At 40.8% G+C, this 16,356-nt stretch carries 16 protein-coding genes; 3 read left to right on the forward strand and 13 right to left on the reverse strand.

What is annotated here, in order from left to right; all coding sequences use genetic code 11:
- Positions 1-101: 101 nt before the first annotated feature.
- Positions 102-2,240 (reverse strand): anaerobic carbon-monoxide dehydrogenase catalytic subunit, encoded by a 2,139-nt coding sequence (gene cooS, locus EO119_RS01310; RefSeq protein WP_126940389.1) that lies wholly within the window; start codon positions 2,238-2,240, stop codon positions 102-104.
- A gap of 490 nt (positions 2,241-2,730) precedes the next feature.
- Here cooS and EO119_RS01315 point away from each other — a divergent pair, with 490 nt between their 5' ends.
- Complete coding sequence (locus EO119_RS01315; protein ID WP_126940390.1) at positions 2,731-3,642, forward strand: Fic family protein; 912 nt, start codon at positions 2,731-2,733, stop codon at positions 3,640-3,642.
- Positions 3,643-4,301: 659 nt separating this feature from the next.
- Here EO119_RS01315 and EO119_RS01320 read toward each other — a convergent pair.
- On the reverse strand, positions 4,302-5,018 hold the full coding sequence (locus EO119_RS01320; protein ID WP_062401641.1) for a DUF4198 domain-containing protein: 717 nt from the start codon (positions 5,016-5,018) through the stop codon (positions 4,302-4,304).
- Positions 5,019-5,168: 150 nt separating this feature from the next.
- A complete protein-coding gene (locus EO119_RS01325; protein ID WP_126940391.1) occupies positions 5,169-5,786 on the reverse strand; it encodes a site-2 protease family protein in 618 nt (205 codons plus the stop codon).
- 174 nt (positions 5,787-5,960) lie between these two features.
- Between EO119_RS01325 and EO119_RS01330 the strand changes: the two genes are divergently transcribed.
- Both EO119_RS01330 and EO119_RS01335 read left to right on the forward strand, forming a co-directional pair.
- A complete protein-coding gene (locus EO119_RS01330; protein ID WP_062401634.1) occupies positions 5,961-6,857 on the forward strand; it encodes a helix-turn-helix domain-containing protein in 897 nt (298 codons plus the stop codon).
- Between the two features lie 71 nt (positions 6,858-6,928).
- A complete protein-coding gene (locus EO119_RS01335) occupies positions 6,929-7,864 on the forward strand; it encodes a hypothetical protein (protein ID WP_009353371.1) in 936 nt (311 codons plus the stop codon).
- Positions 7,865-7,966: 102 nt separating this feature from the next.
- On the opposite strand, the gene EO119_RS01340 is transcribed toward EO119_RS01335, so the two are convergent.
- From EO119_RS01340 to yqeC, 10 genes are all read right to left on the reverse strand, one after another.
- Positions 7,967-8,308 (reverse strand): hypothetical protein, encoded by a 342-nt coding sequence (locus EO119_RS01340; protein WP_126940393.1) that lies wholly within the window; start codon positions 8,306-8,308, stop codon positions 7,967-7,969.
- Entirely contained in the window at positions 8,308-9,654 is a 1,347-nt protein-coding gene (glmM, locus tag EO119_RS01345) for a phosphoglucosamine mutase (protein WP_062401625.1), read from the reverse strand. The genes EO119_RS01340 and glmM overlap by 1 nt, the downstream gene beginning before the upstream one ends.
- Complete coding sequence (locus tag EO119_RS01350) at positions 9,647-11,260, reverse strand: NAD(P)/FAD-dependent oxidoreductase (RefSeq protein WP_126940394.1); 1,614 nt, start codon at positions 11,258-11,260, stop codon at positions 9,647-9,649. Before EO119_RS01350 ends, glmM begins: the two co-directional genes overlap by 8 nt.
- A 9-nt stretch (positions 11,261-11,269) precedes the next feature.
- Positions 11,270-12,199, reverse strand: coding sequence for a YbbR-like domain-containing protein (locus EO119_RS01355; RefSeq protein WP_126940395.1), 930 nt, complete (start codon positions 12,197-12,199; stop codon positions 11,270-11,272).
- A complete protein-coding gene (gene cdaA, locus EO119_RS01360) occupies positions 12,196-13,023 on the reverse strand; it encodes a diadenylate cyclase CdaA (protein WP_126940396.1) in 828 nt (275 codons plus the stop codon). The genes EO119_RS01355 and cdaA overlap by 4 nt, the downstream gene beginning before the upstream one ends.
- Positions 13,024-13,125: 102 nt before the next feature.
- Complete coding sequence (locus tag EO119_RS01365) at positions 13,126-13,440, reverse strand: XdhC family protein (protein ID WP_062401615.1); 315 nt, start codon at positions 13,438-13,440, stop codon at positions 13,126-13,128.
- Complete coding sequence (locus EO119_RS01370) at positions 13,430-14,155, reverse strand: XdhC family protein (RefSeq protein ID WP_126940397.1); 726 nt, start codon at positions 14,153-14,155, stop codon at positions 13,430-13,432. Before EO119_RS01370 ends, EO119_RS01365 begins: the two co-directional genes overlap by 11 nt.
- A gap of 4 nt (positions 14,156-14,159) precedes the next feature.
- Complete coding sequence (yqeB, locus tag EO119_RS01375) at positions 14,160-14,963, reverse strand: selenium-dependent molybdenum cofactor biosynthesis protein YqeB (protein WP_126940398.1); 804 nt, start codon at positions 14,961-14,963, stop codon at positions 14,160-14,162.
- Positions 14,938-15,591 carry an NTP transferase domain-containing protein gene (locus tag EO119_RS01380; protein WP_126940399.1) on the reverse strand — a complete coding sequence of 218 codons (654 nt, stop codon included), beginning with the start codon at positions 15,589-15,591 and terminating at the stop codon, positions 14,938-14,940. The genes yqeB and EO119_RS01380 overlap by 26 nt, the downstream gene beginning before the upstream one ends.
- Positions 15,582-16,337: a selenium cofactor biosynthesis protein YqeC gene (gene yqeC / locus EO119_RS01385; protein ID WP_126940400.1), complete on the reverse strand. Its 756-nt coding sequence runs from the start codon at positions 16,335-16,337 to the stop codon at positions 15,582-15,584. The genes EO119_RS01380 and yqeC overlap by 10 nt, the downstream gene beginning before the upstream one ends.
- Positions 16,338-16,356 lie beyond the last annotated feature (19 nt).

Below are 16,356 nucleotides of genomic sequence, written 5' to 3' on the forward strand. Positions count from 1 at the left end.
AGTAGCCCCAACATTTGGTATAGAGCCGTTATAATAACTACAAGCTCTATAGAGCGTGTTTGTATACTTAACTACAAATTATAATTTATCAAAAAGATAAACTATTTTACTTCTGCCCAACCTAAAGCAGCACGTTTAGCATCCATATCTGCTAAGATTTTTTCAGCTACTTTAGCAGGATCTGTATTAACATACATAACAGAACCTAAGATGTCTTTAGTGTCTTCTTTCAACCATTTTGTTACAGCATCAGAGCCTTGTGTAGGTGGCTCAACGCAGTGGTAAGAGTTAATCCCCATTAGGCGGAAGCCAAGGGATGCATCGATACCTTTTTCGTTAGACCATTCAGGACTAGACATTGCAAATGGCATTTGTGGTAAGTTAAGACCTAATTCAGCCGCAATACCACCAAAGATACCAGAAGAACGAGCATTATCTACACATTCACCAACATGCCATACTGGTGGTTGATCATCACCCAAGAACTCTTGTAATGCAGGGCTACATTTTTTAATAGCATCTGTATTACAGTAACCAAGTTTCATCAATGGGAAGGATGCACAACCATTTGTTAAGATGATACAACCATTTTTAATAAGTGTATCAACGATATCTACAGTAGCTTTTTCGTAGATAACGCGAGGGTTAGAACAACCTACTACGTTAACGATACCACGAACTTTGCCAGATTTTAAAGCCTCTGCCAATGGTTTGAAGGAACCATAATGTTTAACAGTAGATTCTGGAGAGAAGCCAACTTCTGCAGTGATTTCGTATGGTGGAATGAATACAGGCATACCTTTACGCAATTCATGCGCTTCAAGAGCACGATCCAAAATTTTGCGCGCCAATTCTTTTGTCTCAGACAAGTTAGTATGGTGATGATCGTAACCGATATGCTCAGCACCTGGCAAACGAGCTGCATCAGATGTAGTAATAACTTTTGTGTTAAAGCAACGTGCTACGTCCATGATAGCAGGATATACGTCTTGAACGTCAGCTACCCAGCAATCAAGAGCGCCAGTACCAAGTACAAGTTCAGCACCGATAGCATTACACAATGGAATTACATTTTCATAACGGTACATACTGGATAAGCCAGAGCAGCAAATACCGTAGAATTGGATGCCTTTAGCACCGATAGCTTTTGCTTTTTCTAAATACTCTTCGGACGCACCAATTGTACAAATTTGAGAAACCAATGTTGGTAAGTGACCATGAACAGCTATATTAACATAACCTTTTTTCAAAGCACCAATATTAACTTTGGATGTACGGCGACCGCCTTGACCGAATAATGCATCAGTAGCGATATCTGCAGCTACTACACCAGTAAATGTGAAAGCAAGACCACAACGCAAGAATTGTTTCATATTACTTTCCCAATCGCCATCTGTACCTACGGTTGTACGATGATATGCATCAAAGGCTTCATTGTATGCGGAAACAGGCAAGATATCCAAGTTTTTCCAAACTTCGCGACGCTCTGCAGGAGCCAACGCTGTAATTGTTTTATATTCACCTGGCAATGCACGGCTCAAATCTTCGAGCAATACATCCGCTAAATCATTAGCTACTTCTTTTAAAGAACGACCTTCTTCAGGGATGTTGAAAGCCTTACATACAGTACGGATTTTTTCTTCCCCTAAAATCTGAATATCCAATTGGTCATTAGCAGCAGCTTTCAAAGAAATCAAAATTTCACGAGCATGCGCACCATGTTGAGTCAAACCACCTGCAGCAGCACGTGTCATATTACGAGCTACGATGAGGTCAGCATCCGCACCGCAGACACCGCGAGGACTCTTAGGTGTAATTTTACAAGGGCCCATGAAACAGATACGACAACATATACCAGCAATACCAAATGTACATTGTGGTTGTTGTTTATCAAAACGATCAAATACTGTATCGCAACCAATTTGCTCCATGCGGAGAATCATTTCGCGCACAGCAGGATCTGGTGTTTGTTCGATAACATCTTGTTTGGTAGGCCATGTTTTTCGATATTCAGCAACGGCTTTCATGTAGTCATTTACACCATGTTCATGAGGCACGCCTGGTTCATGAGTGTGTGGCACCCATTTATCCGTTGGTAGTGCTTTGTCATGACTGTGATCATGGTCGTGATGGTGACCGCCACAATGGCAATGGTCATGATGATTGTCATGATCATGATGGTGATGATGTTCGCCATGGCTATGGTCATGGGTATTTTTGTTTTCCACATCTTTACTCATAATGAACCTCCTAGGGGCCTACATAGGCCAACCGTCAATAACATGAAAACATATTCTACTTTTATTTCGATTTTTAAAACACTATACTTGTAGGTTTTAAACCCTACTCCTAAATAGGTTTTAAATTACCTTAAGTATATTCTCTGACTAGACATCTGTCAATTACTTTTTGAGATTTTTTTGACTCATTTTTATCAAGAAAGGCTGCATTTACTATATTTATCAAATCCGATATTTTCAGTTTTCCTTCACAAAGCAAAAGAGTTTAATTCCCGTAAATTTCAGGAATTAAACTCTTTAATCGATAGAATAATATAGCTAGCAAGATTTGCTCATCAAGTACGGGATAGCTTTCAGGAGCTTGAGAATAAATTATCGTCCAATCTTTCATTATCCTTTACTTATTAAACGTATATCTTTACTTTTTTTCTTAAATCTTTACTTTTTATCCTGTTTTTTATATGATAAGTAAAGATGAAAGAGGTGCCATATGTATAATTATCAAGGATTACTCCGTCTATTACAAGAACATAACCTACACAAATCTCACTTAACGCAATTACTTCACATGTCTTCAAGAACTATCGCAAAAATTTCTAAAGGTGAAAGACTTTCACCCTCAGTCATACGCAAGTTATGTGAGTACTTTTCTTGTTCCCCAACAGATCTCTACACACTAGAGTCTGACAACCCCATCCTTAAACAGTTGCGAGAAGAAAAAGAGCATGGAATCTCCGGTGGACTTTACCATGAACTGCAAGTGCGCATGACCTATAACTCCAACCACATAGAAGGCAGTAAGTTGAACGAAGAGCAAACTAGACATCTCTTTGAAACGAACACGATCCACGGAGATGAAAGTCTGTCCGTTGATGATATTATCGAAACCGTCAACCACTTCAGAGCCATCGATTACTGCATTGATATCGCAGAAGATCCTCTCACAGAAGAAAACATCAAACACCTTCACTATCTATTAAAAAATAATACTAAAGACGAAAGACTTCCTTGGTTCAAAGTAGGAAACTACAAAACACGACCGAATGTAGTCGGTGGCATAGAAACCTCAAAACCTGAGCAAGTAGCAGGAGATATACAAAATTTACTAACATGGTATACCAGCAAACAACATATTTCATTTGAAGATATCCTGGAATTTCATTTCCGTTTCGAACGCATCCATCCATTTCAAGATGGAAACGGCCGAGTAGGTAGACTCATTGCCTTTAAAGAGTGTCTAAAACACAATCTAATCCCCTTTATCATCGAAGATAGCAAAAAATATTTTTATTATCGAGGCTTAACAGAATTTTTACGTGAACCAGGATACCTCATCGATACCTGTTACGATGGACAAGACACGATCAAACGTCTATTGGAATACCTTGAGATTCCACACTAAAGTACGTAGATACAGGTAGTATTTTTTCTAGAAGTATGCTAGAATATACATATAAAAAAGAAGAGCCATCAACGTGTCTGAGGCGTTAGGCTCATCTCAAGCAACTAAAAAATGTGATGATGCCTAACGTGTTGAGGTATGAGAGACCTCTTTTACGTTAGGCGTTTTCATTGCTTACTTATATAAGGCAATGATGTTAACTACCAATGTCAAAATAGAAATGATTAAGCTAATCTTTTCATACTTCGTCATAGTACCACCTCCTCCCATATTAGGAAGAGATGATCCCAACTCACGTCGGCGACCCTTCTATAAACTTATTATATCACAAAATTTATCAAATCGTTTATATTATGATTTGATTTTCCTTAAGGAACACAGTGATGAGTAGAAAACTTGTGGCCGATCATACTGACTAAATAGGACAAACAAAAAAAAGAGCACGGTGTGCCCCCGAACAAACAACATCCCCTGAGGAACGCAGTTACGCGTAGAAAACTTGTGGCACCCATATTGACTGAATTACACAAATACAAAACGAGCGCAACATATTCCGGAGCAAACCTACCGTAGGATCAGTTTGTGGAGGAATGTGTTGCGCTCGTTCATTTAACCACTCAATGCGTGCCACAAGTTTTCATAGCATCGCAAGAGACGTTTTACTCGGGTTGAATCGTAAAGGACAAGCTAGAGAAGTATTTAGTTTGTTCTCCTTTTGTTTCAGTTGGGAATGCTACTTCTACGCCTACTACGTTCACGCCGTTAGCAGCTACTGTAACCATTGCTTTACCTTGCGCGTCAGCTTGGCTTTCATTAGTCAAGTCGTTAAGAACGTCTTTGATCAATGGAGCGTTAGCATAAGGCATGCCATCTTTGAACACTTGGATTTCATAAGTGTCGCCTTTACGCAATGTCAATGGGTTAACACTTGGAACGATTTCGATTGGCATATTCAAACGTTCAGGTTTTACTGCTGCATTCCAGTAGTTTACATTGTATTTTACTGCATGAGTGGATTTTACCGCATTTGGTACATCTTTCATCATAGCTCTATGCGTTTTACCGTCTTTATCTTTTGTAAAGTAACCATAGTCAAATGTAGTTGCTGTTGTGCCTAACATTTCATTTTTTTCGATAGTTACATTGTGCTCATGAGGAATCACTTTTAAGTCCAATGGATTATACGCTACATCATAAGCTTCAAAACTTTTTACCATAGATGGCATATATCCGTTATCTACAGGGCCTTCTCCTAATACCAATGTTGGTTGATCAATACGTTCTGCAAACCACACGCCATGAGCAGACGCATTTGCACCTACAGAAACTGCACCTACTAAAGCTAATGCAAGAATTGCTAACTTACTTTTTTTCATGATGGATACCCTCCTATGAAATATAAAATTTATAACGCTTTTATTCTACACCTTCTGAGAATGACTAGCAAGATTTATTTTTAATTATGAATTATTTCTATAACCAAATACAATAACTATCTATATATACAAAAAACGCATACTATTCTGTTATAGAATCAACTGAACTATACTTTCAAAAATACCTAAAATCACTGCAAATACTGGACGGATGATAGCTCCTAAGAATCCAAATTGTCCCAACACCAAAATACCGATAAAGAACCACAACTGAGCGCCTAACAGTTTTTCTTGCCACTCATAAGGCAAATATTGCAGTAGCACATAAAATCCAATAAAGCCTGGTACTGGTAACATGTTAAAGACCCCAAAGCCTATGCACAAGGTCACAATATAGGACATAACCATTTGTAAACCAGTGCTTACTGTGCTGACTTGCATAGCCACAGACATACCAGCATAGGCTAAGAATGCCACTAAAATATTAGCGCCTAGACCTGCTAAAGCAATTTGTATCATCCCAGTCCGTGGATTTTTAAAGTGATACGGTGAAAATGGAATTGGTTTACTCCACCCCACGCTAGCAATGAGCATCACCAAAATACCAAGTAAATCAATATGAGCAAAGGGATTGATTGTATCTCGCCCCCATTGTCTCGGTGTCGTATCCCCTAGGTGGATGGCCATCTTCGCCTGAGCATAGTTAAATATAGATATAGCAATAGCGATAGCTGGTAGCATCGCAATATAATGAATCATATCTTTCATAGTATCTCCTTCTATCATTAAAACTGTTCCTTTTATTATACACGATAGTCGTCTCCTTCCTCCATAGGTGATAGAAAATTTCCTACCAGTCACACACCCTCCTACCAGTGAGTGGACAACATGCTTCATTCTATGCATACTGAAAGTAATCTATCTTTCACAAGGAGGCATCTTATGAGGCAGCAAAAAAAGTTCATTATTCCCATTCCTTATGAATTACTATACCACTTATATGTGACGAAACACATAAGCACAAGCACTATTGCCAAGCAATTACACTGCAGTCAAAGCACTATTTGTCAACGCCTACGAGACTATGAGATTCCTTTTCACAATAGAACTCCCTGCATTCCCAAAGAAGAACTAATTGCACTCTATACAAATGGTACATCCATCAACGCCATCGCCCAGCACTTTCATGTGTCCTCTCGAACCATCTATAGCCGTTTACATGAATGGCACCTAAAAGAACCTCGCCCTAGTTCTTCCCTAACAGCATTACCTATCTCCTATATCCTAGAATCCTACGATAAAGGATCTAGTGCCGCCATGATTGGTCGAGAATTACAGGTGGCACCTTCTACGATTATTCATATCTTACAACGTCATGGTATTCCTCTTCGAAATAGTATGAAACGCATTGACTTACCTATCGATGATATTTGTCATCTCTATACACAACACAAACTCTCTACCATTCATATTGGTAAACTATATGATGTCAAAGCCTCTACCATTGCCTCGAGATTACGAGAACAAGGGATTATATTACGTGGGAATAAAGATCAACTTCCTACATACTCCATTATTTCTGACTATGTACAAGGTACCTCCTTACAACAATTAGCGAGCACCTATCAGACTAAGTATCATACTATTCGTAATCTATTAATCCGTCATGGGGTCTATCAAAAAGCACGACGTATCCGCGACTTCGCCCATGCTATACAGACCTTCCACCAACGAGAAGGACTTTCCATAGCTGAAATTGCCACCCATTACGGATGCCATCCAGAAACGATTCGTCGCATTGTAAAAGATATATTACCTAAAGAAAAATCTATCCATTGATATCCTTGCTATGCGCTCTAAAGTAACGTATACTAAAAGTAAGTCTATCATTATTTGAAAAGGAGTTCATCATGGAGTATATCTTTGCCCTACTACCTTACTTTACGATAGGTATCGTAGCAGCGTTTATCTCCCGGTTTACGGGGATTACCATCTCATTCTTACTGGTACCGACCCTATTATATTGGGGTGCTACACCAGTAGAAGTTGTGTCATTTATGTTGACATTCACTTTGTATAATACATTCACCTTAGAAACACAGGATGTACGATTAGATTTTAAAGAGTTGACCTTCTTTCCAGGTTGGAAGTTAGCGATCCCTCTTGTTATCTCTTTTGGATTAAGTCTCGTATCTCCGCACTTATCTATCGGTTTATTTATTTTCTTCTTTATCTTGGAATTAGGTGCAGCCTTATACAAACGCATTCCACAAGCAGAGCGTCCTACCCTACGACAAATTGGAGTTTCCTCCTTACTTGCAGCTGGTTGGACTATTGTTGGTGTCTTAGCATACCGTCATATTCCTGATACATGGTACTTCCTTTTGGTAGGTATTGCCATGTTAGGCTTAACTTGGTTTGCCTACTATGTAGGTGCTAATCGCTATGCTATGCGGCAATCTTGGACTGCTGTTTGGCCATCCCTATCCCTACTATTAGGCCTATTCGGATTGGAAATCTCCTCCTATATTCATGGGGTAAAACGAAATTTCCCATCTCCATTTGATCGCATTGTGCCTATGGTCACAGTGATTGGTGCTTTTGCTGGTACCATGGTTTTGTTTGTACTAGAAAATCAATTCTCTTTGGCCTCCTTAATTGCTGCCGTTGGTTGTGCCTTCGGTATCCGCATGTTTGGATACTACGGATTCAGTAAGTCTGGTAAATTCTCTTGGTTAATCATCGGTTTAACCATCCTCATCGTGCTTTGCCTATATTTGGTAAGCCCTGCTCCAGTTGGTATGGATACAGGCAATCAATTATTACAAGCACCGATTGCAGAATAATCTATAACTAACTATAAAGGGACTGTAACAAACTAGTTCCTAATAAAAAGAGGAAAGTTAATTAAAAATTATCAACTTTCCTCTTTTTGTATATGTAAAAGTCTATCCTTGTGGAAATGCTCCAACGAACTCCCAATCGGTTACATCTGGTATACGACTCTCTCTATCCATGGATTGTAAAGTCTCTATACACCACTTGGTAGTGACATATCGTTTTACATACATGTGATTATATCCGTCTATATCTAAAGCAATTTCCAGATTTAATTGATCTGGATGATCTTCATCCATAATAGCTTGGACAAAGTGGCAGTTTTCTTTTGGTGTGTCCCAAAACAAACTAAAGAACACGCGTTCATCTGCTACAATTTGATGTAATACCTTCTCTACATCGTGCCAAGTTCCCTGTTCATAGGTTTCTTCATCCGTCACTAACCGAAACATTAGGCTTCTCCTTGTTCAATGCGGATTACATGTCCAATACGATGGCATAATTCATCCAATTGTTCTTGCTCCGGACCTTCCGCCATAACGCGAATCAATGGCTCAGTACCAGATGGACGCACTAAGATACGACCATTAGCACCCAGTTCTTCTTCTGCTTCACGAATAACATCTTGGATGGCTGTATTCGTTTCCCAACCTGCTTTAGTTAAGACGCGTACATTCACCAACAATTGTGGGTATTTCGTCATCAAACCAGCTAGCTCCGATAGGGATTTTCCTTTTTCTTTCATAATGGATAAGGTTTGTACTGCCGTCAATAAACCATCGCCAGTGCTATTGTAATCCAAGAAGATCACATGTCCAGACTGTTCACCACCAATCGAATACCCTTCAGCTAGCATTTTTTCCAACACATAACGGTCTCCCACAGCAGTGCTACATGTTTGCATACCCAATTCTTTAGCCGCCTTATGGAATCCGATATTGCTCATCACTGTGCCTACAATCATGTTCTCTTTCAATTTACCTTGCTCTTTCAAGTGTAAACCGCAAAGCAACATAATTTGGTCACCGTCTAAGACTTGGCCTTTTTCATCAACCATTAAACAACGATCTGCATCACCATCATTGGCAATACCAACCTGAGCGCCTTCTCTTAGCACTGCCTCTTGCAAGCCCTCTAAATGAGTAGACCCTGCATTATCGTTAATATTTGTACCCGTTGGTGTTACATTGATAGCAACTACCTCTGCTCCTAATTGGCGAAGGATCTTAGGCCCCACATAAGAAGCTGCCCCATGGGCTCCGTCATAGACTACTTTCAAACCAGTTAGCATATCACTAGTGGATACTACGAAGTTTACATATTCTTCCACCCAGTCTTGATGGTAGAAGATTTGACCAATATCACCTTTTGTTGGTCGTGGCAAGCAATCGTCTGCACTAGCTGTACATAATTTTTCAATTTCATCTTCTACAGCATCTGGCAATTTAAATCCATTACCGTCGAAGAATTTAATACCATTATCTGGATACGGATTATGGGATGCAGAAATGACAACCCCTGCAGTACATCCTTTCTGACGCACTAAATAGGCAATCGCTGGTGTCGGTGCTTCTCCTAAAATAATCACATCTCCACCTACAGCGCAAATACCAGAGGCTAAGGCATTTTCTAGCATACCTCCCGATATACGTGTGTCACGTCCAATTAAGAAGGTTGGACGATCAACGGATTGTCCAAAGTAAGACGCCGCTGCACGACCTAAATGATAGGCCAACTCTGGCGTTAAAAATTCATTCACTAAACCTCGTACCCCATCTGTACCGAATAATCTACTCATGATGATCTCCTTTCAAAGGGCCATATGTATTCATAATTAGTATGGCAGTTTCTGCCCCATCTAAGGCGGCACTCATGATGCCTCCTGCATATCCTGCACCTTCCCCGATGGGATATAATCCCTTCGTGGACTGTGAAAGTCTATTTTCGTCTCGCACGATGCGAAGCGGTGCTGATGTTCGTGTTTCCACCCCAGTCATACACACATGGTCCGCATCAAAACCTTGTATGCGTCTCCCAAAATATGGCAACGCCTCCGCTAATGTATTCGTCACATACTCCGGCAAGCATTGGCGAATATCTGCTGGTGTCACACCAGGTTCATAGCTATATGCCTTACGTTGTACATCATTTGTCTCTGTACGACCTAAGAAATGCCCTACCGTCTGAATTGGCGCATGGTAATTGCGACCTCCCACGATAAAAGCCTGTTCTTCCCATTTTCGTTGAAAGTCCACCCCAGCTAATGGATGATCTCCAAAGTCTCGAGGTCCTACCGTGACCACCAACGCACTATTCGCAATCCCACTGTCACGAGCGTATAAACTCATACCATTGGTCACAACGCCTCCCTCTTCGGACGCGCTGGCAACCACTTGTCCTCCTGGGCACATACAGAAACTATAGCAAGAACGATCTTGTTCTTTATCGTGATACACCAAGGAATATTCTGCAGCTCCTAATCCAATATCTGCTGGATGCACTCCATATTGTGACGTATCGATCACATCTTGATCATGCTCGATACGAACACCGATAGCAAAGGATTTCCCTTCTAAATGAACACCTCTGTCATAGAGCATACGATAGGTATCGCGCGCACTATGACCAACTCCTAACATCACAATATCTGCAGGGATTCGTTCTGTTCCATTAATAACAACACCGGTTACAACTTGGTCTTGTACTTCAATATCTGTAACTTGCGCACCAAAACGAACTTCTCCACCCCATGCAATAATCTGCTGTCGCATAGCTTTTACCATATGGCGCAAAATATCTGTTCCTACATGAGGTTTATGTTTATATAAAATTTCTTCAGGAGCTCCAAATTCTACAAAGTACGTAGCAATCTCATGAAGTCTTGGATGGGTTACACGAGTGGTTAATTTACCGTCTGAAAAGGTACCTGCTCCACCTTCACCAAACTGTACATTCGATTCAGGTTTGAAAATACCTTCTTTCCAAAACTGTTCTACATCTAAGGTACGTTGGTCTACATCTTGACCTCGTTCTAACACGATAGGACGATACCCTTCTCGAGCTAAGTAAAAGGCCGCTAGCATGCCCGCCGGTCCAAAACCTACCACCACTGGTCGATGTTGCATAGGCATAGTACCACGCACAATAGGTTCCGGCATTTCAGGTTCCATCAAAGTAATATCTTTATACCGACTTAGTTTTTTCATCAATTGTTGTTCTTGGTCTACTTCTAAGAACATAGTGTACACGAAAGTAATATGCGGTTTCTTTCTCGCATCCACAGCCCGTCGTACCACATGAATTGCTGTAATACGTCCTTGTAAAGGGCTATATTTTTTAATCAATAATTCTTCTAACCGTTCAGCATCTTGTACGGGTATCCGAAAGTTTATGATACGTAACATGACTATCTCCTACATATGAGGTTCTATTTCTACTTTTACTACAACTCGGTCTGTCGACGTAGCCACACCTTCTGGTAATACAAAGCTATAGTTCCCCGTAAAACTACCTGTAGCGCCATTGACTGGAATATCAATGGTTTTCACTCCATCAATACCATTTAAAATGGATTCTTTTCCTACAATCGTCAATTCTTTTGGTTCCACTACCACTCGTTTCACTGTATATCCAACTGGCACATTACCTACTACATTGGCTTGAACAGGTACCTTTTTCTCCATACGAATACGCTCTAAATCATATTGAATTTGAGCTCCCTTTGGTGTAACAGTAAGACCTTCTACCACATTTCCAGATGTATCTACTGGCAGAATTTCTCCTACTTCAGTAAAGCTTTCACGATGTTTATCTAAATTAATCCGAATCACCGCATAAGTAGCCTTGCTCACAAGGTGAGCTGGCCCCGCAATAGTTACCGTCGTAGGCATAATTTTAGACTCTTTAATGGCAATGTCATTAGGCACTGTCCCCAATGGTTGTGCCTGCACTTGCAATTCTTTTACCATATATTCATCCACCGTAACGGTCACATTTTCAGGGGTCATACTGTCAATGAAAGTCCCTGTAGGTGCCGTAAAGTTAATGGCTATATTTTCCTGTCCTACATGAGCATTCTTTAAATTTACATAGGCTTTCAGTACAGACGGATTAATATCAAAGATAGCATTGCGAGGTCCTCGTAAATGGACACGCACTTCCGTAGGTACACCTTCTACTAAATAGTTGGGATCCAAGTTTTGCACTTGTACTGGTACAGTATATGTCATCTCTATCACAGGATTTTGGTCCTTCATAACAAATACCCACATACCAATGGCACAAAATAGACAAAATAATTTCATCCCCCAATTATGTTTTAAACCTGTTATCCAATGCATCATTTCGATTCACCTCGTTTTATTTTAAGTAAAGAACTGACTGCACTTGGTGTTGGCTCCAATAAGGACAACATAACTGTGCGCAACGTATCTTCTGTGACACCACGGTGAATCTGCCCTCCTAAGGCATAAGAAATTTGTCCCGTCTCTTCGCTAACCACTACCACTAAGGCATCGCTTTCTTCACTTTGCCCCAAAGCTGAGCGGTGTCGTGTACCCAATTCTTTACTCACATCACGATTTTGACTTACTGGAAGTAAGCTTGCGGCAGTCTCAATACGGCCATTACGAATGATCACTGCTCCATCATGAAGAGGAGATTTAGGATAAAATAAATTCATCAATAATTCACTAGTCACGAGTCCGTCAATACGAGTCCCTTGCATAGATAATACATCTAGCTTCATCTTTCGTTCAAAGACCATGAGAGCCCCTATCTTGCGACGAGACATACTACGGCAAGCAATAACTACTTCTTTCACAATGGATGTGAGCTCTTCTTTAGAAATTTTAGTACGGGATGAGAAAAATCCAGTACCACTACCCAATTGTTCCAAGAGACGTCGTAATTCTGGCTGAAACACAATAGGTAACGCAATCATAAGGACTGCCACACTTTGTTGCATAATCCAACTTATGGTATGCAAACCCATGAAGTGTGCCACAATATTAAGAACAACTAACACACCCAAGCCTTTTAATAAGCCTAAGGCTCTTGTATTTTTAACTAGACGATATAACCAATAAAATAGCGTCGCTACAAATATAATATCTACGATATCTAAGAACCGCAATGTGGCTAATGTAGTTTGTAATTGAAACAGCATAGAATATCTCCTATCCTTTCTAATACAAATAAGGGTACATGCTCATGCATGTACCCTTTTATTGTATCCTATATTGGTATTTTTTTCTAGTAAACCTATTGGTTATACATGGTAAGTTTCGATGAGTACATCCATGTTACCGCCACAGACCATACCTTCTTTAATCGCCACATCATCGTTCAAATCCACATAAATACGACGAAAACGTTCTTTCTTTTTTAATGCATCTACCGCACTTAAACGAATTTCATTTTCCGCACGACCACCACCAATGGTGCCAAAGATAGATCCATCAGGATGCACAATCATAGTAGTACCCGCTTTGCGTGGTGTGGAGCCATGAGTTTTTAAAATCGTTGTCACTGCCAATGTATCTTGCTTATGTTGTTGTAGATATTCTATAAACTCATACTTCATGTGCATACCTCTTTTTCGATAAAAAACCACCTTGTTTACGATAGGACACCGCCATGTATTCTGCTACGATAGAAAGTGCTATCTCTTCTGGTGTTTGGGCTCCTAAATCTAATCCAATAGGGCCATATAACATATCTAGCTCTTGCTGTGTCCAACCTTCTTCTTTCAACACTTCAAAAGCATGGAAAATACGTTTTTGACTGCCCATCACACCCACATAGGTTGGCAACACATGACGCACTTGGTGCAAGCATATACTATCGAACTCATGAGCTCTAGTGACTACCACTATGCCTGTATAGGCATGAAGATTCAAATTATCCTTTAATGATTTGAAATCTAAATGCACTCGTTTTACACGAGAATCAAAAAAGTTTTCTTGTAAGTATTCCGCTCGGTCATCCACTACGGTAACGCCACAACCAATGAATAAAAATTGGTCAGCCACACAACGGCTTACGTGACCAGCCCCTAGTATGAGGACTTCTGGATCTTTTTCTACTGGTTGTAGAAAACATTCCATATCTTCAATAGAAAATAATTGTGGTTCTATTCTTTGAGGTACTGTAAAGCCTTCAATAGCATTGCCATACACCACGTCACCAGTATGGCTATACATCACTTTATCTCCTTGTCGCTCTCCAGATAAAATCGTTACAATCAACGATGATTCATCCTTTGCCATACGTTCTTGCGCAATATCAATCAGATTCATGGTACTACTCCTTTATCTGCTCATATTCCCAAGCAGTGATGGCCTCCATCACACCACCGCCGACAGCTAATGCTTTATCTGATATAGTAAAGCAATGGCTCTCTTCACATCGTGCGTCCACATCCGCTAATTTAAAGCCTTTCGTTACTAATATATTAGAGGCTAAGATACCTCGTAAAGTACCTTTAATTTTTGCATGCACTGGTACATCCTCTACATAGCCTATGATAGAACCCGCCTCTACTTGATCTCCAATATGACTTTTCGCTACAAATAGACCTTCCGTTGGGGATTTTATCACTCGCTCATGAGTATAGCCTCCCACATTGCCAGGAATCCCCGTATTGGCTAAAGCTGGACCTTCATAAATACATCGTCCTAAGGTATGACCACGCATAGTTTCAACTACAACATGCACATCCTTGCCAGCATTGAATCCGGGACCGCATCCAATGACTAAAGGAGCATCACTTTTTTGAGTTCCCACATTTCGCTTCGCCAAAATAGCATCCACTACGATGGTTGGTTTCATCGTAGTGAGTACGTTTTCATAAGGCTCAGTGACCACAGGAATTGCCTCCCGGCTAGCTAACAATTTCGCTACATCTTGTAAAGGTACATGACGTGAGCGCAATCGCTCTAAGATCATTTCTCCTCGATGCACTGCATTCCCATAGGACACTTCTCTACGAATCATGGTAGGAATCGCAATTTCATTAATCACCACAGGATACCCTGCTCGCCACAATCGATAAATAGCGCCAGATGCCACATCTCCACCGCTACGGATGAGAATCATTGGTTTCATAACGTCCTCCTTCGCTCACAATACGGTCATAGTCTTCTTTCGTATCAACATCTATACCACTATGCATAGTACATTGCCTTTCAAGCCATACATATGTAACATGAGGAGCTCCTTCACCTCTCAAAATGACACGCCCTCCCATATCTCCAGGAATTAAGCATAATGCATCCGCCCAATATCTTCCAAATACTACGGGATTACCTCGTTCTTGGTTCGGTCCATACTGTGGCTGTACAATGGCTTTCTCGTCGCCAATATCTCTGAAAGTGTTACACAAGTCGTCAATGACTTGCACATTCAATAGAGGTTGGTCAATCACACCACATACGATTGCCTCTAAACGTTCTTTCTGTGTGTGTTCCCATTGCAATAAGGCCTCTACTCCTAATCGGATAGATGTACCCTGCCCCCATTGTGGATGCTCATTAGGCACAGGAATCCCCTGTACCTTATGCACCATATCCTTCACACCCATACATGGGTCAATAACTACCGCTAGAGGTTGTATCCTGCTATACTTCGAGAGGGCACTCTCTAGCAAGGTATGTCCTTGATAGGTCAACAATTGCTTAGCACATCCCATACGCTTCGATTGTCCAGCCCCTAATAATACACATCCTATTGCCATGTTAGTATCCTTTGTATGCAACAATTTTCACGATATCCATTAGCCAACACCACTTTGTGCAATGAAAGGGATTGCAAAGCTTGTAAAAATGCATCCACCACTGTTGAATCCACCGTATCACAACCTGTACAGAATACGATCCGTTTCCCCCGAGCATATTGAAAGACACCTTGCTCGTGTCGTAGCAGTCTTACAACTCCTTCTGGAGTTATCCTATCCCCTAGTGGAACCTCCATGATAGCCTGTACTTCTTTTATGCGATGTACATAGTCCTCTGTGAGCGGTTTGCCTAACACCTGCATATTCACTACTGCAATGGTAGTCGCCGTTTTAGTCGGTATCACTGGTTCGTGAGGTTTAGGGACTTTTAACCACTTAGTTTTTGCTCCATCTGCCTCTATGATAATCGACCAATCTGGATGACGCTCTTGTACTCTATCTAGCAACTCTGGATCTAATCCTAGTACCTTATGGCCTGCTACGGATTGAAACCAAGAACCCATCCGTCCTTGTGCCAATTGTTGTTCTATATGAGTTTCCCCAAGTGTTAGGTCATCCCCATAGTAGGGGTTCCAAGGAGCCACTTGTTCAGATCCCATCTTTGTTGTAGTCGTTACCACTACTGGTCGCTCTAGACTGACTGCCGCAGCACCTAGTTTAGATACAACAGTTGTTTTGCCACCAGCCCCTACGACAGCAAGTATCCCAGGTTCTAGTAAGGACTCCCAATACTTCCTATCACTCATCTTGACTCTCCTATTACTT

This window comes from Veillonella sp. CNR 79/14 (genome assembly GCF_003992185.1).
GTDB lineage: Bacteria > Bacillota > Negativicutes > Veillonellales > Veillonellaceae > F0422.

Bases quoted from the DNA above. Each gene is read 5' to 3' on its own strand.
- EO119_RS01315 (WP_126940390.1), top strand. From the start codon at position 2,731: ATGTATAATTATCAAGGATTACTCCGTCTATTACAAGAACATAACCTA.
- yqeC (WP_126940400.1), bottom strand. From the start codon at position 16,337: ATGAGTGATAGGAAGTATTGGGAGTCCTTACTAGAACCTGGGATACTT.
- yqeB (WP_126940398.1), bottom strand. From the start codon at position 14,963: ATGAAACCAATGATTCTCATCCGTAGCGGTGGAGATGTGGCATCTGGC.
- EO119_RS01330 (WP_062401634.1), top strand. From the start codon at position 5,961: ATGAGGCAGCAAAAAAAGTTCATTATTCCCATTCCTTATGAATTACTA.
- EO119_RS01380 (WP_126940399.1), bottom strand. From the start codon at position 15,591: ATGGCAATAGGATGTGTATTATTAGGGGCTGGACAATCGAAGCGTATG.
- cdaA (WP_126940396.1), bottom strand. From the start codon at position 13,023: ATGCTGTTTCAATTACAAACTACATTAGCCACATTGCGGTTCTTAGAT.
- EO119_RS01335 (WP_009353371.1), top strand. From the start codon at position 6,929: ATGGAGTATATCTTTGCCCTACTACCTTACTTTACGATAGGTATCGTA.
- EO119_RS01355 (WP_126940395.1), bottom strand. From the start codon at position 12,199: ATGATGCATTGGATAACAGGTTTAAAACATAATTGGGGGATGAAATTA.
- glmM (WP_062401625.1), bottom strand. From the start codon at position 9,654: ATGAGTAGATTATTCGGTACAGATGGGGTACGAGGTTTAGTGAATGAA.
- EO119_RS01370 (WP_126940397.1), bottom strand. From the start codon at position 14,155: ATGAATCTGATTGATATTGCGCAAGAACGTATGGCAAAGGATGAATCA.
- EO119_RS01325 (WP_126940391.1), bottom strand. From the start codon at position 5,786: ATGAAAGATATGATTCATTATATTGCGATGCTACCAGCTATCGCTATT.
- EO119_RS01320 (WP_062401641.1), bottom strand. From the start codon at position 5,018: ATGAAAAAAAGTAAGTTAGCAATTCTTGCATTAGCTTTAGTAGGTGCA.
- EO119_RS01340 (WP_126940393.1), bottom strand. From the start codon at position 8,308: ATGTTTCGGTTAGTGACGGATGAAGAAACCTATGAACAGGGAACTTGG.
- EO119_RS01350 (WP_126940394.1), bottom strand. From the start codon at position 11,260: ATGTTACGTATCATAAACTTTCGGATACCCGTACAAGATGCTGAACGG.
- EO119_RS01365 (WP_062401615.1), bottom strand. From the start codon at position 13,440: ATGAAGTATGAGTTTATAGAATATCTACAACAACATAAGCAAGATACA.
- cooS (WP_126940389.1), bottom strand. From the start codon at position 2,240: ATGAGTAAAGATGTGGAAAACAAAAATACCCATGACCATAGCCATGGC.